The 16,265-nt window shown below is 63.5% G+C and carries 20 protein-coding genes; 11 read left to right on the top strand and 9 right to left on the bottom strand.

Annotation, left to right across the window (positions count from 1 at the left end; all coding sequences use genetic code 11):
• Position 1: 1 nt before the first annotated feature.
• From M729_RS0119130 to M729_RS0119100, 7 genes are all read right to left on the bottom strand, one after another.
• Positions 2–1,027, bottom strand: a complete 1,026-nt coding sequence (locus M729_RS0119130; protein WP_013529124.1) for a MotA/TolQ/ExbB proton channel family protein — start codon at positions 1,025–1,027, stop codon at positions 2–4.
• 104 nt (positions 1,028–1,131) lie between these two features.
• On the bottom strand, positions 1,132–1,818 hold the full coding sequence (locus tag M729_RS0119125; RefSeq protein ID WP_027162532.1) for a hemolysin III family protein: 687 nt from the start codon (positions 1,816–1,818) through the stop codon (positions 1,132–1,134).
• A gap of 104 nt (positions 1,819–1,922) precedes the next feature.
• Positions 1,923–2,723: an inositol monophosphatase family protein gene (locus M729_RS0119120; RefSeq protein WP_013529126.1), complete on the bottom strand. Its 801-nt coding sequence runs from the start codon at positions 2,721–2,723 to the stop codon at positions 1,923–1,925.
• A gap of 85 nt (positions 2,724–2,808) precedes the next feature.
• Complete coding sequence (gene efp / locus M729_RS0119115) at positions 2,809–3,375, bottom strand: elongation factor P (RefSeq protein ID WP_027162531.1); 567 nt, start codon at positions 3,373–3,375, stop codon at positions 2,809–2,811.
• A 173-nt stretch (positions 3,376–3,548) separates the two neighbouring features.
• Complete coding sequence (locus tag M729_RS0119110; RefSeq protein ID WP_027162530.1) at positions 3,549–4,589, bottom strand: tetratricopeptide repeat protein; 1,041 nt, start codon at positions 4,587–4,589, stop codon at positions 3,549–3,551.
• A 1-nt stretch (position 4,590) separates the two neighbouring features.
• Entirely contained in the window at positions 4,591–5,238 is a 648-nt protein-coding gene (locus tag M729_RS0119105; protein WP_013529129.1) for a thiamine phosphate synthase, read from the bottom strand.
• A gap of 134 nt (positions 5,239–5,372) precedes the next feature.
• The gene (locus tag M729_RS0119100; protein WP_027162529.1) at positions 5,373–6,290 is read right to left on the bottom strand and encodes a DMT family transporter; all 918 of its coding nucleotides are present in this window, start codon (positions 6,288–6,290) and stop codon (positions 5,373–5,375) included.
• A 135-nt stretch (positions 6,291–6,425) separates the two neighbouring features.
• Here M729_RS0119100 and M729_RS0119095 point away from each other — a divergent pair, with 135 nt between their 5' ends.
• The 3 genes from M729_RS0119095 to M729_RS0119085 all read left to right on the top strand — a co-directional run bounded on the left by M729_RS0119095 (position 6,426) and on the right by M729_RS0119085 (position 8,588).
• A complete protein-coding gene (locus tag M729_RS0119095; RefSeq protein ID WP_027162528.1) occupies positions 6,426–6,905 on the top strand; it encodes an Lrp/AsnC family transcriptional regulator in 480 nt (159 codons plus the stop codon).
• A gap of 65 nt (positions 6,906–6,970) precedes the next feature.
• Positions 6,971–7,699 carry a class I SAM-dependent methyltransferase gene (locus tag M729_RS0119090; protein ID WP_027162527.1) on the top strand — a complete coding sequence of 243 codons (729 nt, stop codon included), beginning with the start codon at positions 6,971–6,973 and terminating at the stop codon, positions 7,697–7,699.
• A 118-nt stretch (positions 7,700–7,817) separates the two neighbouring features.
• Complete coding sequence (locus M729_RS0119085) at positions 7,818–8,588, top strand: sulfite exporter TauE/SafE family protein (protein ID WP_013529133.1); 771 nt, start codon at positions 7,818–7,820, stop codon at positions 8,586–8,588.
• Positions 8,589–8,622: 34 nt separating this feature from the next.
• Here M729_RS0119085 and M729_RS0119080 read toward each other — a convergent pair whose 3' ends face one another.
• Positions 8,623–9,174 carry a DUF2269 family protein gene (locus M729_RS0119080; RefSeq protein WP_027162526.1) on the bottom strand — a complete coding sequence of 184 codons (552 nt, stop codon included), beginning with the start codon at positions 9,172–9,174 and terminating at the stop codon, positions 8,623–8,625.
• A 332-nt stretch (positions 9,175–9,506) separates the two neighbouring features.
• On the opposite strand from M729_RS0119080, the gene M729_RS0119075 reads away from it, so the two are divergent.
• From M729_RS0119075 to M729_RS0119040, 8 genes are all read left to right on the top strand, one after another.
• Entirely contained in the window at positions 9,507–9,887 is a 381-nt protein-coding gene (locus tag M729_RS0119075) for a hypothetical protein (protein WP_013529135.1), read from the top strand.
• A gap of 450 nt (positions 9,888–10,337) precedes the next feature.
• Positions 10,338–10,871 (top strand): DUF1465 family protein, encoded by a 534-nt coding sequence (locus M729_RS0119070; protein ID WP_013529136.1) that lies wholly within the window; start codon positions 10,338–10,340, stop codon positions 10,869–10,871.
• A gap of 75 nt (positions 10,872–10,946) precedes the next feature.
• Entirely contained in the window at positions 10,947–11,456 is a 510-nt protein-coding gene (gene ruvC / locus M729_RS0119065) for a crossover junction endodeoxyribonuclease RuvC (RefSeq protein WP_027162525.1), read from the top strand.
• A 56-nt stretch (positions 11,457–11,512) separates the two neighbouring features.
• The gene (locus M729_RS0119060; protein WP_027162524.1) at positions 11,513–11,782 is read left to right on the top strand and encodes an AbrB/MazE/SpoVT family DNA-binding domain-containing protein; all 270 of its coding nucleotides are present in this window, start codon (positions 11,513–11,515) and stop codon (positions 11,780–11,782) included.
• A complete protein-coding gene (locus tag M729_RS0119055; protein WP_027162523.1) occupies positions 11,760–12,179 on the top strand; it encodes a type II toxin-antitoxin system VapC family toxin in 420 nt (139 codons plus the stop codon). Before M729_RS0119060 ends, M729_RS0119055 begins: the two co-directional genes overlap by 23 nt.
• A 27-nt stretch (positions 12,180–12,206) precedes the next feature.
• Positions 12,207–12,827 (top strand): Holliday junction branch migration protein RuvA, encoded by a 621-nt coding sequence (gene ruvA / locus M729_RS0119050; protein WP_027162522.1) that lies wholly within the window; start codon positions 12,207–12,209, stop codon positions 12,825–12,827.
• A gap of 43 nt (positions 12,828–12,870) precedes the next feature.
• Positions 12,871–13,908: a Holliday junction branch migration DNA helicase RuvB gene (gene ruvB / locus M729_RS0119045; RefSeq protein ID WP_023811851.1), complete on the top strand. Its 1,038-nt coding sequence runs from the start codon at positions 12,871–12,873 to the stop codon at positions 13,906–13,908.
• 158 nt (positions 13,909–14,066) lie between these two features.
• Positions 14,067–14,963: a metallophosphoesterase gene (locus tag M729_RS0119040; RefSeq protein WP_027162521.1), complete on the top strand. Its 897-nt coding sequence runs from the start codon at positions 14,067–14,069 to the stop codon at positions 14,961–14,963.
• Between the two features lie 12 nt (positions 14,964–14,975).
• Here M729_RS0119040 and M729_RS0119035 read toward each other — a convergent pair whose 3' ends face one another.
• Positions 14,976–16,226, bottom strand: a complete 1,251-nt coding sequence (locus tag M729_RS0119035) for a cellulase family glycosylhydrolase (RefSeq protein ID WP_027162520.1) — start codon at positions 16,224–16,226, stop codon at positions 14,976–14,978.
• Positions 16,227–16,265: the final 39 nt, after the last annotated feature.

Below are 16,265 nucleotides of genomic sequence, written 5' to 3'. Positions count from 1 at the left end.
GTCAGTGCACTCCGGGCTTCTTCAGGGCATCGGCGATCTTTTCCAGCGTGTTGCGCATCGCCTTCTGCTCGTCGGACTGGGCCTCGACCCAGTCGCGCATGATCTGCTGTTCCGAGCGCATATTCTTGACCAGGCCGGAAATGCCGTCGGCGAGATTGGCCATGGCGGTGGCGACGCGCGGGTTGGAGCCGCCGCCATTCTCCTGCATCGAGCGCAGCCGTTCCGACAGCACCCGGATCTCGTCGGAGGATTCGGTTTTGGCCGGGTCGGCGACGACGATGTCCGACGACAGGTCGGTGACCGAGGAAAGCCAGTTTTCCAGTTCGGTGTAGAAGCGCGTCTGGGCGCGGCCGGCCTGCAGGTCGAGGAAGCCGAGCACCAGCGAGCCGGAGAGGCCGAACAGCGAGGACGAGAAGGCGGTGCCCATGCCGGCCAGCGGCGCCGAAAGCCCCTGCTTCAGGGAATCGAGCACCGCGGCGGCGTCACCGGTGCCGGGATCGAGCGATTCGATGGTTTCGCGGATCGAGCCGATGGTGTTCAACAGTCCCCAGAAGGTGCCGAGCAGGCCGAGGAACACCAGCAGGCCGACGAGATAGCGCGAGGTGTCGCGGCTTTCGTCGAGGCGCGTGGCGATGGAATCGAGCATGGTGCGCATCGAACTGGTCGAGAAGGCCATCGCCGAGGAACGGCCGATCATCGCCTTCATCGGCGCCAGCAGCACCGGTTCGGTCGTCTCCGAGCCGGCACGGAAGGAGTTGACCCAGCGCACTTCGCGAAACAGTCGCCCAACCTGGGCGAAGGCCAAAAGGATGCCGACCACCAGCACGCCGACGATCAGGCCATTGAGGCCGGGATTGCTGCCAAAGGCGGTTGAGATCTGTCGGGTGAGGATGGCGGCGATGAAGGCGACGATGACCAGGAAGATCACCATGGTCAGCAGAAAGACCTGCGGGCTCGATAATTTATGCGGGTCGTAGATCAGGACATCAGAACGTCTGCCCATGCCGAAGGATCTGAGAAAAGCCATCCGTGCCCCGTTTCCGATGCCGCCGCCGATCACGTAAACCGCGACTCTAAACGGAATTGTGACCAAATTGAATGGCGCTTGGCAATATTGCCGCGTCGATAGTGTCAGAGGCGATTGATGACCAGACAGTCGACCATGGCGGCCAGATGCAGGCTGGCGCCGGTGACGACGAAACCGTGCCACAGCGCATTGTGGAAGCGCAGCCCCTTCCAGGCGAAGAAGATGACGCCGCAGGAGTAGACGATGCCGCCGGCAACGATCAGCGCTATCGATGTCGTCGGTAGCGTCTGGACAAGCGGCTTGACCAGGATGATGCCGCTCCAGCCAATGGCGAGATAGAAGCCGATCGCCAGCCGGTCGAAACGGCCGGGAAAGAACACCTTGATGGCAATGCCCAGCGCTGCCGCGGTCCAGACCAGCACGATCATCCAGCGCGCCAGCGGCGAGCCTTCGAGCTGCGCCAGGAAAGGCGTATAGGTCGCGGCGATCAGCAGATAGATCGCGGCGTGGTCGAAACGCCGCAACACCCATTTTGCCGGCGACGAGACCGGCCACAGATTGTAGGTCATCGACACCGAGAGCACGGTGAGCAGCGAAACCACGTAGAAGGCGGCGGCGATGTATTCGCCGGGTCCGACACGAAACGCCGCCAGCGCCAGCAGCGCGGAACCGGCCGATATCGCCAGCACGATGCCGACCGCGTGGACGATACCGTCGGCGATCATCTCGGCACGCGAATAGTGCCAGCGTCCGATGAAGGGGATATCGGGGTAGGGTTCGTTGTCTCTCACTAAGCCGGGTTCCTGCGCCGCGCCCTCTAATCTGGGCGCATGCCGGCCAGTATTTCAAGCTTCCGTTGCGGTTTTGCGACTGCGGCGTATCAGCGCCGTGGCTGTCAACGAGAGGAGAGCGGCTTCTTCACGACCTTGAGCAAAGCGCGCTGGATGATCTCGTTGCCGGCGACGACCGAACCGTTGTCGAGCATGTCCTGGCCGCCATCCATGTCAGAGACGAAGCCGCCCGCCTCGCGGATCAAAAGCAGCCCGGCGGCGATATCCCAGGCAGACAGGCCGGTTTCCCAGAAGCCATCCATGCGGCCGGCAGCGACATAGGCGAGATCGAGCGATGCGGAGCCGAGGCGGCGGACGCCGGAAACCTCGGCCATGACGTTGCGCAGCTCGACGAGGAAATTGCCGTGGTGGCCGCGGCCGAGATGCGGCATGCCGCAGCCGATGACCGTGTCGACCAGCTTGATGCGGCCGGCGACGCGCAAGCGGCGGTCGTTCATGAAGGCGCCGCCGCCGCGTTCGCAGGTGTAGAGTTCGTCCATCGCCGGATTGTAGATGACGCCGGCGACGATTTGGCCCTGGCGCTCCAGCGCGATCGAAACGGCAAAGAGCGGAATGCCGTGCAGGAAATTGGTGGTGCCGTCGAGCGGGTCGACGATCCAGCGATGCTGGCCGTCGTCGCCTTCGACCACGCCGCGCTCCTCCATCAGGAAGGAATAGCCGGGCCGTGCCTTGGACAGTTCGGCGAAGACGATGTCCTCGGCCTTGCGGTCGGCCTGGCTGACATAGTCGCCGGGGCCCTTCATCGAGACCTGCAGGTTCTGCACTTCGCCGAAGTCGCGCGACAGCGAGCGGCCGGCCTTCATTGCGGCCTGGACCATGACGTTGAGAAGGGCTGAGCGTGCCATAGTGCTTTTTCCCGGTGCTGCGCTTTAAATTCTGCCTCGATGCACGTCGGTGACCCGGAACCGGGCCACTTTTGGGCGACATGCGTCAGTCGGCGCGGCGCACGTAAGTGATTTCGTTGGTGTCGACGATGATGCGTTCGCCGGCGCCGATGAAGGGCGGCACCAGGACGCGGATGCCGTTCTCCAGGATCGCCGGCTTGTAGGACGATGCCGCCGTCTGGCCCTTCACCACCGGGTCGGCCTCGGTGATGGTCAGCGTCACATAGTCGGGCAGCGAAATGCCGATCGGCCGCTCTTCGTAGAGCTGGACCGTTACCATCATGCCGTCCCGCAGGAAGGCGGCGCGATCGCCGACGAAGTCCTTGTTCAATTCGAGCTGCTCGTAGCTCTGGGTGTCCATGAACACCAGGGCGTCTTCCTGCGCGTAGAGGAAGGAAAAATCCTTCAGGTCGAGCCGGATCTGTTCGACCGTTTCGGCCGAGCGGAAGCGCTCGTTGAGCTTGGTGCCGTTGATGAGGTTCTTCAGTTCGACCTGATTGTAGGCGCCGCCCTTGCCAGGCTTGACGGTGTTGGTCCTGACCGCCACCCAAAGGCCGCCATCATGCTCGATGACATAGCCGGGACGGATTTCGTTGCCATTGATCTTGGCCATGATGAGATGATCCGGAATGATGCCTACGGCCACGCCGTTGGTATGGGATGTTCGCTGGGAAAGCGATTTCGGGCTCCCAAGACCACAAATCGCCAGAAGAGGCAAGGGAGCGGGCAGGTTGCGACCAGGCAAGGGAGCCGGGGTTGCACTTGCAATGACCGTGAGAACCGCCGTCAAGGCAGTCGGTTGGCCTTCTGCAGCGCCTGCTTGGTTTGGTCGTCGTCCAGCCCCTGCAGGAAGTCGTCCATCTGCGGATCGATGAGGCCGGCGCGGCGGGCAATGATGTACCAGGCACCGGCAAGCACAAGGTCCGGATCGGTGCCGATGCCTTGCATATAGAGCTTGGCCAGGCGGTTCTGGGCGGCAACATTGCCGCCCTCCGCCGCCTGCTTCATCCAGCCGAAGGCGGATTTCAGGTCGCGCGCACCGCCGCGGCCTTCGATCATCCAGGCGGCGAGATCGATCTGCGCGGTGTCGTAGTTCTGCCTTGCGGCCTGCGCCAGCAGGCGCCTTGCCTGGGCATCGTCGCGTGGCTTGCCGCCGACACCGTTGGCGTAGATCTGCGACATTGCATATTGCGCGTCCGCGAGGCCGGTCGCAGCGGCGCGTTCATAGTAGGAGACCGCCTTGGCCATACCGGCGTCGCCGGGGTCCTGCTGGACCAGCATCTGCGCGAAATTGAATTGCGCCAGCCGGTTGCCGGCTTCGGCTGCGGCCTGCATCAGGGCGTAGGCCTCTTTTCCATCCTTTTTGACATAGCGGCCGTCGAGCAGCATCAGCGCATACTGGAACTGCGATTCCGGCACACCCTGTTCGGCGGCCAAGGCGTACCATTTCGCCGCCTGCGCCGAATTGACCGGTACACCGAGACCTCGCGACAGGATCTCGGCCACCAGGGTCTGCGCCGCCGGGTCGCCGTTTTGCGCCCGGACCAATGCCAGATTGTAAGCTGTCTTGTAGAGGCCGCGCTGGAAGGCGCCATAGGCCGCGTCGGCGGGTTTTGCGCCGAAGCGGTCGGGATTGACGGCGTCGGCCGACGGCAGCGGCGCAGGCTCGGCCGTGGTGGCGGGCTGCGGCAACGGCTTGTCGATCGGCTTATCGATGTGGACGCCGATTTCCGGCTTGGGCTGCGGCAAGGGGATGGTCTCCGCGGCCGCCGCCTGGACCATCAGCACCGCAAGCAGAGCCTGGATGGGAAGCGTCGCCGATGACATTTCAGTCCTCGAAACGCGGCGCAGTCTCGTCGAGCAGCGCGTTGGCGGTGGCGACCGCTGTCCTGGGGTCGGTGCCGTCGGCGAACACGGCGCTCGACAGCGCCACGAATTCAGCGCCGGTGGCGCCCACGGCTTCGACCGAGGCGATGTCGGATCCGGCCATGACGATGCAAGGGATCTGGATCATGTCCGCCCACCATGCGCCGAGCGACAGGTTGCGCGGGTGCGGTTCGGGCTTGTTGTCGTAGCCGAAGCGGCCGAAGAAAATGTAGTCTGGCCGCGTCTCGCCAAGCTCGAGCGCGTCGTCACGCGTCTTGGCGCCTCCGGTGCCGACCATCATCTTTGCCTGGAAATGCTCGATTGTCTCGGCGAGTTCGGCCTTGGAGACTTCGACATGGATGCCGTCGGCCTGGACGCGGCCGGCTATGCGGGTGTCGCCGGCGATGATGACAGCAACGCCGGCGGCTTGCGCTGCCGGCACGATCCGTTCGGCGAAAGCCTGGAACGAGGCTTCATCCATGCCGTTCTCGGGCAGGATCAGCGAAGCGACATCGCCACCATCGAATGCCGTGACAATACGGGCCGCCGGCACGCCGGGCGGCGCGATCAGCACGATGCGACAGCGATTGGGGGGCGTTGCTTCATTCATGGTTCTTCGGGTCCCGCGTTTCGCCTATGCCGGGCGAAGATGGTTGGATTGCGGCATAGAGCAAAGTGCCCGCCTTGAACAGGCGGGCAGTCGGGATCGCGATGTTTGATCCGCCGGGCAGCCGGCGGGCCGCTTCACTTGATCGGGTGCGGGCTCGCGACGGGCGGTTTGCCCTTCCACAGCGTCCAGCCGAGATTCATGCCGGCGGCGGCGATCAGGATGGCGGTGGCGCCGACGACCTGGCTCAGATGCAGCCGATGGCCGAAGGCGACGACGTCGACCAGGATGGCGACGACGGGATAGATGAACGACAGCGATCCCTGCAGATGCGTCGGCAGCTTCTGGATGGCGCCGTACATCAGTATGTACATCAGGCCGGTGTGGACGATGCCGAGCGTCGCCAGCATGGTCCAGCTCCAGGCATCGGCTGGAAGCCGGGATAGATTGGCGAACGGCGCCAGCATGACGACGCCGACGCAGACCTGTATCAGCGCAATCAGATGCGGTGGCGTGCCCTTGAGCTTCTTGGTGACGATGGCGGCGACGGCCCAGAAGAAGGCCGCGCCCAATGCCATGACGATGCCGGTGAAATAATCCGTGCCGGCCATGCCGGCATTGGGGCCGGCATCGGGAGCCGACTGCACGATCAGCACCATGCCGGCGAAGGCGATGGTCAGCCAGGTCAGCTTGGTCAGGCTCAGCCGCTCGGCGAAGAAGAGCGCGCCGAAGCCGACCAGCATGAAGGGCTGCGTGTTGTAGACGGCGGTGGCGATCGAGATCGACGCGCGCGAGAAAGCGCTGAACAGCAAAAGCCAGTTGACGACGATGGCGACGCCGCCGAGCGCGGCGATGCCGATGATGCGCAGCGACAGCCTGTTGCGCAGCAACCCCAGCCCGGCGCAGATGATGAGCAGCGTCAGCGCGCCGAAAGCGCAACGCCAAAACACCACATCCATGATCGGCTGGCCGGACAGGACGACGAACCATCCGATCGTTCCCAGGATGGCCATTGCGGCGGACATTTCGACCGTGCCGCGTACTGTCTCGTTCACAACAAACCTCCTTATCGGTTGAGCCGCCATAATCTCAAGCGGTCGCGAAGCTTTCCATCAGATTGGAAAGGGTGTATGGCCTATTGGCCTAATTATATTAGGAGAAAGCTCCCAGCTGTCGGGAAAAGGAAAAAGATGCTGGACGATCTCGACCGAAATCTCCTTGAAATCCTGGTCAAGGATGCGCGAACCTCGCTGAAGGAGCTGGCCGCCCAGGTCGGGCTGTCGTCGCCAAGCGTTTCGGAGCGGCTGCGACGACTCGAGGAGCGCGGCGTCATCCGGGCGTTCACCGTCGAGATCGATCCGCTCGCGCTCGGCTATACCTTGCAGGCGATCGTGCGCATCCGGCCTCTGCCGGGCAAGCTGCACATCGTTCAGAAGCTGATCGAGGACATCCCCGAATTCGGCGAATGCGACAAGATAACGGGCGATGACTGCTTCGTCGCCCGGCTGTTCGTACGCTCGATCGGCGATCTCGACGGGATTCTCGACCGTATCGCCGACAAGGCGGAGACAAGCACCGCCATCATCAAGGCGCAGCCGATCCGGCGGCGGCCGCCACCGCTCGACGCGGCTGCTTCTCGGGATAGGGCAAAGGTCTTGCATGCCTCCTGATCGAGCCGGGTGGAAAGCCGGTGGCCGCTTGGTTAGTGTGCCGACCAAATGAGACCGAGACTGTCATGGCGCAGAACATATACGACCGTGAGGATTTCTTCGCAGGCTACAGCCAACTCGGCCGTTCGGTCGAAGGGCTGGAGGGTGCCGCCGAGTGGCCGGCAATGCGCGCGATGCTGCCCGATGTCGGCGGCTTGAGGGTCGTCGATCTCGGCTGCGGCTTCGGCTGGTTCTGCCGCTGGGCACGCGAGCATGGGGCGGCGCAGGTGCTTGGCCTGGACTTGTCGGAGAAGATGCTTGCCCGAGCAAGGGCCGCCGGCCCGGATGCAGGGATAAGCTATGAGACGGCCGATCTCGATCGGCTCAGACTGCCGGAAGCCAGCTTCGATCTCGTCTACAGTTCGCTCGCCTTGCACTATGTCGAGGATGTGTCGCGTCTGTTCGGGACCGTGCATCGGGCCCTGGCGCCTGGCGGGCATTTCGTCTTTTCGACGGAACATCCGATCTTCATGGCGCCGACCAAACCCGGCTGGGTGATCGATAGCGAAGGCCGAAAGACTTGGCCTGTCGACCAGTATCTGGTGGAAGGACCGCGCAGCACGGACTGGCTGGCGAAGGGCGTCGTGAAACATCACCGCACGATCGGCACCACGCTCAACGCTCTCCTGCAGGCCGGCTTCACCATCGCGCATGTCGAGGAGTTCCGTCCGACATCAGAGCAGATCGCGGCCAAACCCGAACTGGCGGAAGAGCTCGAGCGGCCGATGTTCCTGCTGGTCTCGGCGCGTCGGTAGGCACAGGCCTGCGTCGGCCCGCATGTGCGGCCGCCACGCTCATATTTGCTGTCGCTCCGCCCGACATTCTGGGCTATTCAAGCGTCGACACGCTTTCCCTCTGGACCAGTCCCCTCCCATGTCAGGCCTGCTTCTCGATCCGTGGTTCTATGCGGCCGCCATTCCGGCGGTCATTCTGGTCGGCCTGTCGAAGGGCGGCTTTGGCGGTGCCGTCGGTTTCGTCGGCGTGCCGCTGATGGCGCTGACCATGCCACCGGTGCAGGCGGCGGCCATCCTGCTGCCGATCCTGTGCCTGATGGACATCGTCTCGGTGTGGACGTGGTGGGGCGTTTACGACCGCAAGATGCTGGTCGACATGATGCCGGGCGCCGTCATCGGCATCGGCCTTGGCTGGCTGACGGCGGCACTGGTGACCGAAGAGGCGGTGCGGCTGATCGTTGGCGCCGTCGCCATCATCTTCGTCCTGCGCTGGCTCTATCTGCAGTTCCGCCACGGCGCCGATCACGCGGCCGCGCCCAACCGCGTGGCCGCCGCCGTCTGGGGCACGGTCGCCGGCTTCACCAGCTTCGTTGCCCATGTCGGCGGTCCGCCCTTCCAGGTCTATGCCTTGCCGATCCGTCTCGATCCGAAAGTTCTGTCGGGCACCGCAGCGATCTTCTTTGCCGCCACCAACGCGCTGAAGCTGGTGCCCTATTTCGCGCTCGGCCAGTTCGACACCGCCAATCTGACGGCATCGGCGGTGCTGATGCCGCTGGCGCCGCTGTCGACCATCGCCGGAGCGTGGCTGGTGCGCCGCATGCGGCCGGAAACCTTCTATCCCTTCACCTACGCAACCGTCGCGGTCGTGGCGCTGAAGCTGCTGTGGGATGGCATTGTCGGCCTGATGTAGAAAGGCCGCCGCGCAGCCGCCCCGTCATTAGGGGTCAGGCGGCGCTTGGCACCAGACGACGGTTGCCGCCAAAAGCCAGTGTCGCGCCGACCATAACGACCAGCACCATGCCGGCAAGGATGCCGATGTCATGCACGGTCGGTTTGAGCACCATGTCCGCAATGATCACCAGCATCACCGCATAGTCGAAACGTGCCGCGCTCATCATGCGCTGGCCGATGGCCAGAACCTCTGGCGTGACGCCCTCCTTGGCGATCATTGCGCCCATGCGCTCCCCGGTCGGCTTGAAGATGAACATGCCGATCGAAAAGGTCGTGGCGTATCCCGCCAGGCCGATCAGGATCCACAGCTCGGAGAAGCCGACCCAGAACCAGCACATGATGAGGCCGAAGATCAGCGTCAGCATTGACATCGGCGCAAAGAACCTGCCGCCCAGCTGACCGCTGGCGCGCATTGCCTGCAGCTTTTCCTCGATGTTGCCCGCGCGCTCGGCAAGCATGCCCAGCAGGAACAGTACGAAGCCACCGCCGACCCACAGAATGGCGGTAGTGACGTGGAGGAATTTGACGATCGAGTACCAGTCCATGGGTTGCTCCTGCAGTGTCCGGTCAGGTTTGCGGCGGCGCCGATTTGCGCCGGCCGTCAGAGGAGCGGGCGTTTAGCGTGGCGCCTGTTTCGGAACGATGTCGCGAAAAATCCGGCTCTGTTTCAGCTTACGGCCAACGCGCGAGGTCGCAGATTGTGAACGCATTATCTGATTTTCTGCTAATGTACGAATCGTCGGGAGGGGGTTGGCGCGACATCGTCTGGATACGCTGCCGATATTAGTGCGCCAATGCCGGGAGCCCGATGGCGACAACAATCGCCTGACGATCAACCCATTCCCGCAAGCGGGAAAAGGCAATTCGGGGGACCATTATGCAAGGGATAGCACGGAATTTCTTCACGCTGGCCATCATCTATTCGCTGTGCGGCATGGCGCTCGGCCTGTACATGGCGATCAGCCAGGATCACGGCCAGATGCCGACCCACGCCCACACGATGGTGGCCGGATGGCTGATGTCGGCGGTCTTCGCCTTCTTCTACCATTTGTTTCCGGCAATCGGGCAGAAGACGCTCGCCACAGTTCATTTCTGGCTGACGGCGGTCAGCGGCATCGGCCTGCTGATCGGCCTCTATTTCCTGCTTGCCGGCAATGCCGCGATCGAACCGCTGGTGGCGGCCTCCTCGATGGGCTTCTACGCAGCCATGCTGCTGTTCGCCTTCATCGCCTTGCCGGCGGTCTGGAAGACCGCTTGAGCCGAGCCTAAGGGAAGGTGAGGCTGTGCCGGCGGTCTGGAAGACCGCTTGAGCCGAGCCTGACGCAGGAGGTGCTGTGCTGTTACGGCACAGTATGGCGGCGTTCGGTCAAAAAACATCCGCACCGTTAAGGCTTCATTAAGCTTTACAGGTGTTTACTATGTTCATCCAGTGATCTGGATTCTTACCGAGTGGTTGGAGCCACTTTGTTTGACGCCTCCCTGTTAAACTCCTGAGAGCCGCCTTATCCGCGGCTCTTTTTTTGTCTCGATTTCTCTTTTTTTGTCCGCACCCCAGGGGGGCCGCCCGACAGGGGTGCCGTTAACCTTCTGTTAAACATGTGCTTGCCTTCACCGGTGACGAAGCGCATTTTCAAGCTTCAGTCAGATAGGGTTCCGGGTGTATCGGCAGGGAGCCGAATCGGCCGGTTGCAAGTGCAGGGGCGTATCAATGAACGAGCCTTCGAAGGGCAGTGCGAAAACCGTCAAGCTGGCGGAACGCCGGGTTTTCTCGCAATCCTTCAAGCCGCTTTACCAGGAAGGCATGGGTCTGGTCGAACAGGCCGCCGAATATCTCGACGGCAAGGGCCGGGCCGAGGCGAAGAAGCTGTCGCGGCTGGCCGCCACGCTCTACGCGGCCGAATCGATGCGGCTGACCACCAGGCTGATGCAGGTTGCCTCCTGGCTGCTTTTGCAGCGCGCCGCCAATTCCGGCGAGATGACCCGTGACCAGGTGGCATCGGAAAAGTCCAAGGTGCGCCTCGACACCGCTTCCGCCCATGACGAAGCCGCCGGTTGGGCCGAACTGCCCGAGGATTTCCTCGACCTCGTCACCCGCTCGCTGCGCCTGCAAGCGTTGGTGCGCCGCATGGACGACGAGATCTATGGCTCCGGCGCCATGGTCGACATGCAACCGATGGCTCGCCGCCCCAACCCGGTTTCCGACCAGATCAGCCTGCTCAACACGGCTTTCGCTCGGGGTTAGACCGCGGTCCGCCTTCTGTTTCCGGTTTGTTCACATTTCGCTGGCATCGCTGTCCGCCGGAGGTAAACTCGGCAAATGGCGGAAGCGATTCGCATCATCGGTCTCGATCCCGGGCTTCGGCGCACCGGCTGGGGCATCGTCGAAAGCCTCGGCAATTCGCTGCGCTTCATTGCTTCCGGCACTGTGAAGTCGGACGACAAGGCGGCATTGGCAACACGGCTGTGCCAGCTGCATGACGGGCTGACCGAAGTCCTGCACAGCGCGATGCCGCACGAGGCGGCGGTCGAACAGACCTTCGTCAACAAGGACGCCGTGGCGACGCTGAAGCTCGGCCAGGCACGCGGCATCGCCATGCTGGTGCCGGCGCGTGCCGGCCTCGTCGTTGCCGAATATGCGCCTAACGCCGTAAAAAAGGCGGTGATCGGCGTCGGCCATGGCGACAAGAAGCAGATCCACATGATGGTGAAGGTGCTGTTGCCGAAAGCCACCTTCGACACCGAACATGCCGCCGACGCGCTGGCCATCGCCATCTGCCACGCGCATCACCGGCAAAGCGTGGCCTACAGGATGGCGCTGGCCGGCTAGCTATGTTCTTGACTTGTTCACGTTGCAGGGATAAGTAATACCGCAGAGGTATTACCATGCGCGTGACCACAAAGGGGCAAGTCACAATCCCCAAGCCGATAAGGGACCGTCTGGGCATCGCCCCGGGCTCCGAGGTGGAGTTCGTGGCCACCGACGAGGGCGTTCGGCTGGTTGCCGTCAACGAGAACCTCTCCCAGGAAGAGAAATTGCGCAGGTTCAGTGATGTCCTCGACCGGATGGAGGGGACGTTGGATCTGGGAGGCATGACCACCGATCAGTACATGGAGTGGTTGAGGGGGCCGCGTGAAGATCTCGACGTTGATTGACACAAATGTCCTGATCGACGTTTGGGGCCCAGCCGGACCGCTGAAAGGATGGTCGGCATCGGCAATCGCCTCCTGCCGCCGCGACGGCGAGTTGGTAGTCAATACGATCGTCTGGTCCGAGTTGGCGCCGTTGATCGCGACGGAAACGGCGCTTCGAAAAGCAGTCGACATGCTTGAGATGGATCGCGAACTTGTACCTTGGGACGCGGCATTCCTTGCCGGCGTCGCGCATTCCCGCTATCGCCGGGCCGGTGGCATCAGGGAAAGAACCTTGCCCGATTTCTTTATCGGCGCTCACGCGACCGTCGCTGGACATCGTCTTTTGACCCGCGACGCTGCTCGTTACCGCAGTTACTTCCCGGAGCTCGACATCATCTCTCCTGAGACGCACCCATGAGAGCCCATCTTCCATGAAAGGTCTGGCATGATCGGCAAGCTCAAGGGCACGCTCGACGAGGTCGACGAGGATCATTGCCTCGTCGATATCCATGGCGTCGGCTATGTTGCTTATTGCTCGGCGCGCACGCTGGCGGCGCTGCCTTCGCTGGGCGAAGCGGTGGTGTTGTTCATCGAGACCTATGTGCGCGAGGACATGCTGCGCCTCTACGGCTTCCAGTCGCAGCTCGAGCGCGAGTGGTTCCGGCTGCTGATGAACAATGTGCCGGGTGTCGGCGCCAAGGTGGCGCTGGCCATCCTGTCGACGCTGGCGCCGGCCGACCTCGCCAACGCGATTGCGCTGCGCGACATCGCCATGGTTTCGCGCGCACCCGGCGTCGGCAAGAAGGTGGCCGAGCGCATCGTCACCGAATTGAAGAACAAGGCGCCGGCCTATGCCGGCACCGCCTCGGGCACCATCGGGCTGAAGCAGGAACTCGGCGACGGCGTGGCCTCCGCGCCGATCACCGACGCGGTCTCGGCGCTGGTCAATCTCGGCTATTCGCGCGACACCGCCGCCAATGCGGTGGCGGCAGCGCTGAAGACGGCGGGCGAGGATGCCGATGCGCCGAAGCTGATCCGCTTTGGGCTGAAGGAACTGGCGCGGTGAACCGTCGCTTGTTCAGCTCCTTGCCGTGTGCAAGGAAGGCGGCATGAGCCTGTCGCCCCGCCTGATTGCACCGGAAAAACGCGGCGAGGATGCCGAGCAGACCTTGCGTCCGCAGACGCTCGACGATTTCGTCGGCCAGGCGGCGGTGCGGGCCAATCTCAAAGTGTTCATCGAGGCCGCCAAGGGCCGCAACGAGGCGCTCGACCATGTGCTGTTCGTCGGGCCGCCTGGTCTCGGCAAGACGACGCTGGCGCAGATCATGGCGCGCGAGCTCGGCGTCAATTTCCGCTCGACCTCCGGCCCGGTCATCGCCAAGGCCGGCGATCTCGCGGCGCTGCTGACCAATCTCGAAGAAGGCGACGTGCTGTTCATCGACGAAATCCACCGGCTGAGCCCGGCGGTGGAGGAGATCCTCTATCCAGCAATGGAGGATTTCCAGCTCGACCTGATCATCGGCGAAGGCCCGGCGGCGCGCTCGGTCAAGATCGACCTCGCCCGCTTCACGCTGGTCGCCGCCACCACGCGGCTCGGCCTGCTCACCAATCCGCTGCGCGATCGTTTCGGCATTCCGGTGCGGCTCAATTTCTACACGGTCGAGGAACTGGAGCAGATCGTGCGGCGCGGCGCGCGCATCCTGCAGATGCCGCTCGGCGACGATGGCGCCCTGGAGATCGCACGGCGCGCGCGCGGCACGCCACGCATCGCCGGCCGGCTCTTGCGCCGCGTGCGCGATTTCGCCTCGGTGGCCGGCGATGGCCATGTCGACCGCAAGATCGCCGACGAAGCGTTGACCCGGCTGGAAGTCGACGCGCTCGGCCTCGACGCGCTCGACCGCCGGTACCTCAGCATGATCGCGCGCAATTTCGGCGGCGGGCCGGTCGGCATCGAGACGATCGCCGCCGGCCTGTCAGAGCCGCGCGATGCCATCGAGGACATTATCGAGCCTTATCTGATCCAGCAGGGTTTCATCCAGCGCACGCCGCGCGGCCGCATGCTGACGGCCAATGCCTGGCGCCATCTCGGCCTCGACGCGCCGAAGGATCTGGCGCAACAGCAGATCAACCTGTTCCAGGAAGAATAGCGCTCAGGGCGATCAGGCGCAGGTTCCGGGCCGACAAAATCTGTGAGCGGCCTGCGCAAAATATCCTCGGCTTCGTCGGTTTGCCGGCGCATTCGTCGGCTCTGGTGGCGGTGCCATCCCGGGGCAATCTCGCTCCGATGGTTTGCCGGAGCCACGCAATGATCACCAGACGCGGATTCCTGCGCTTCATCGGCGGGTCGGTTCTGTCGGTTGCCGCGTTCAGCGCCTATGCGGCCGGCATAGAGCCGATGCTGCTGACGCATGTGAAACGCTATGCGCTAACGCCGCCGCATTGGCCTGATGGCCTGAAGCTGCGCATCGTCGCGCTTGCCGATATCCATGCCTGCCGGCCATGGATGACGCCGGAGCGGATCGCCTCACTTGTCGAAGACGCGAATGCCCTGCAGCCGGACGTGATCGTCCTGCTCGGCGATTATATCGCCGGCATGCCGTTGGTGACCGGCCCGGTGACGCCGTCGCAATGGGCCTCCGCCCTCTCGGACCTCAAGGCACCGCTCGGCGTGCTCTCGATTCTCGGCAACCATGACTGGTGGGCAGATGGCTTCGCGCAGCGCGCCGGGGCCGGCCCGACCGTAGCGCGCAAGGCCCTGGAGAAAGTCGGCATTCCGGTGCTGGAGAACGATGTCGTGCGCCTGGAAAAGGATGGGCATGGTGTGTGGATTGCCGGGCTCGCCGACCAGCTCGCTCTGCTGCCGACCAGGGACCGCGCCGGCTTCACGGGGCTGGACGATCTCGACGGCACGCTGGCCAAGGTCAGCGACACCTCGCCCATCATCCTGCTTGCGCACGAGCCGGATATTTTTCCGAAAGTGCCGTGGCGCGTCTCGCTGACCCTGTCCGGCCACACCCACGGCGGACAAATTCGGCTGTTCGGCTATTCGCCGGTCGTGCCATCGCGTTTCGGCAACCGCTACGCCTATGGCCACGTCGTCGAGAACGATCGCAATCTGATCGTCTCCGGCGGGCTCGGTTTCAGCATATTGCCGGTGCGTTTCGGGATGCGGCCGGAAATCCTGTCGATCGACCTTGGCTAAATCCAGATCGCCTCAGTGAAGCGATTTGATCGCGTCCATCACATCCGGCTCGGCCTTGTCGCCGTTGAAGGCATCGACGATGCCGAAGGCGCCGCCATAGCTCCACACCGACCATGAGAAGCCATGTGCTTCGGCACGCGCGATCATGTCCCTGACATAGGCGGCCCGATACCTAGCGGGCATCACATAGGAATTGCCGTATTCCTGACGGATCATGCCGAACTCGCCCAGCGTGATGTTTCCAGGCTTGACGCCGTTGGTCCTCGCCCACGCCTCGACCTTTTCGAACGGCGCATCCACCAAGCCGAGCAGTCTGTCGGGGCTGTCCATGCTGGCGACCTGTTCGTCAAGATAGGCAAGCAGGCCGCTTTGCCGCGTCCATGGCGCCTCGGCCTTGATCCTGGCGCGGATGGTGTCGAGCGTCACGTCGAGCTGTGCCTTGGGCACCGCACTCAGCGGATAGGGCAGGCCGGTCACGTAAGGAATGAAGTCTCCGGCCCAGGTTGCGCCCTGATGGGTGAGCAGAAACGGATCGTAGGAATGGAAGGTCCAGATGACGTTGTCGTCCGGAATCGTCTTCGGGTCGATCTTTTCCAACGAACTCGCGGCGGAATAGCAGGCGCCGGTCAGCACCAGGGTCAGTTTTGTAGCCGAGGATCGCGCCGCCGCGAACAGTTTGCGCTGGCGGTCCGGCCACAGGCTCGTGCCGTCGCTGTCGCAGTCCACGATCGGTTCGTTCATGGGCTCGAAGGCGACCTGGGCGGGATCTTCGCTGGCCAGCGTGCGGGCCATCTTGCGGACCATCTCGACATAGGCGTCGAAGGTCCGTGGGTCGCCCATCACTTCAGCCATTCCGATCTTGCGGCTGCCGCCGGCCGGGATCAGGTGCATGTCGACGATCACCTTGAGTCCGGCGCGGTTGATCATGCGCACCGAGTCCAGCACGCTGGCATAGAGATCGTCACGCAAGGCCACGGTCTGGTCGGACAGAAAGGGCGATGGATCGACCGGCATGCGCAGGAAATCGAAGCCGGCATCCTTCAACGCCTTGAGGTCGTCCTCCCCAAGGAATTTCCGCCACTCCGGATAGGGCAGGATGGCCTTGGCGTCGCCCCACTGGTCCTCGCCGGGCCAGGTGACCCACTGGTCGAGATTGAGGCCGCGCTTCATCGAGAATGTCGCGGTCTGGCCAGGCAGCGCCAAAGCCACCAACACGAACAGCGCCGCCGTCAAACTCTTGATCATCGCCGTCAACAGTGCCATCCGATGTTATGTTCCGCGGGAAACTGGTGCCTCGCTGGG

Source organism: Mesorhizobium sp. WSM1293, assembly GCF_000513875.1.
In the GTDB taxonomy this organism is placed as follows: Bacteria; Pseudomonadota; Alphaproteobacteria; order Rhizobiales; family Rhizobiaceae; genus Mesorhizobium; species Mesorhizobium ciceri.
This window is presented reverse-complemented; position numbering and strand designations above follow the sequence as displayed.

Coding starts and splice junctions, on each gene's coding strand:
- ruvC (WP_027162525.1), top strand. CDS start 10,947: ATGGCGGAAGCGATTCGCATCATCGGTCTCGATCCCGGGCTTCGGCGC.
- M729_RS0119085 (WP_013529133.1), top strand. CDS start 7,818: ATGTCAGGCCTGCTTCTCGATCCGTGGTTCTATGCGGCCGCCATTCCG.
- M729_RS0119040 (WP_027162521.1), top strand. CDS start 14,067: ATGATCACCAGACGCGGATTCCTGCGCTTCATCGGCGGGTCGGTTCTG.
- M729_RS0119035 (WP_027162520.1), bottom strand. CDS start 16,226: ATGGCACTGTTGACGGCGATGATCAAGAGTTTGACGGCGGCGCTGTTC.
- M729_RS0119130 (WP_013529124.1), bottom strand. CDS start 1,027: ATGGCTTTTCTCAGATCCTTCGGCATGGGCAGACGTTCTGATGTCCTG.
- M729_RS0119090 (WP_027162527.1), top strand. CDS start 6,971: ATGGCGCAGAACATATACGACCGTGAGGATTTCTTCGCAGGCTACAGC.
- M729_RS0119070 (WP_013529136.1), top strand. CDS start 10,338: ATGAACGAGCCTTCGAAGGGCAGTGCGAAAACCGTCAAGCTGGCGGAA.
- M729_RS0119105 (WP_013529129.1), bottom strand. CDS start 5,238: ATGAATGAAGCAACGCCCCCCAATCGCTGTCGCATCGTGCTGATCGCG.
- M729_RS0119110 (WP_027162530.1), bottom strand. CDS start 4,589: ATGTCATCGGCGACGCTTCCCATCCAGGCTCTGCTTGCGGTGCTGATG.
- M729_RS0119095 (WP_027162528.1), top strand. CDS start 6,426: ATGCTGGACGATCTCGACCGAAATCTCCTTGAAATCCTGGTCAAGGAT.
- M729_RS0119120 (WP_013529126.1), bottom strand. CDS start 2,723: ATGGCACGCTCAGCCCTTCTCAACGTCATGGTCCAGGCCGCAATGAAG.
- ruvA (WP_027162522.1), top strand. CDS start 12,207: ATGATCGGCAAGCTCAAGGGCACGCTCGACGAGGTCGACGAGGATCAT.
- M729_RS0119060 (WP_027162524.1), top strand. CDS start 11,513: ATGCGCGTGACCACAAAGGGGCAAGTCACAATCCCCAAGCCGATAAGG.
- M729_RS0119075 (WP_013529135.1), top strand. CDS start 9,507: ATGCAAGGGATAGCACGGAATTTCTTCACGCTGGCCATCATCTATTCG.
- M729_RS0119080 (WP_027162526.1), bottom strand. CDS start 9,174: ATGGACTGGTACTCGATCGTCAAATTCCTCCACGTCACTACCGCCATT.
- ruvB (WP_023811851.1), top strand. CDS start 12,871: ATGAGCCTGTCGCCCCGCCTGATTGCACCGGAAAAACGCGGCGAGGAT.
- efp (WP_027162531.1), bottom strand. CDS start 3,375: ATGGCCAAGATCAATGGCAACGAAATCCGTCCCGGCTATGTCATCGAG.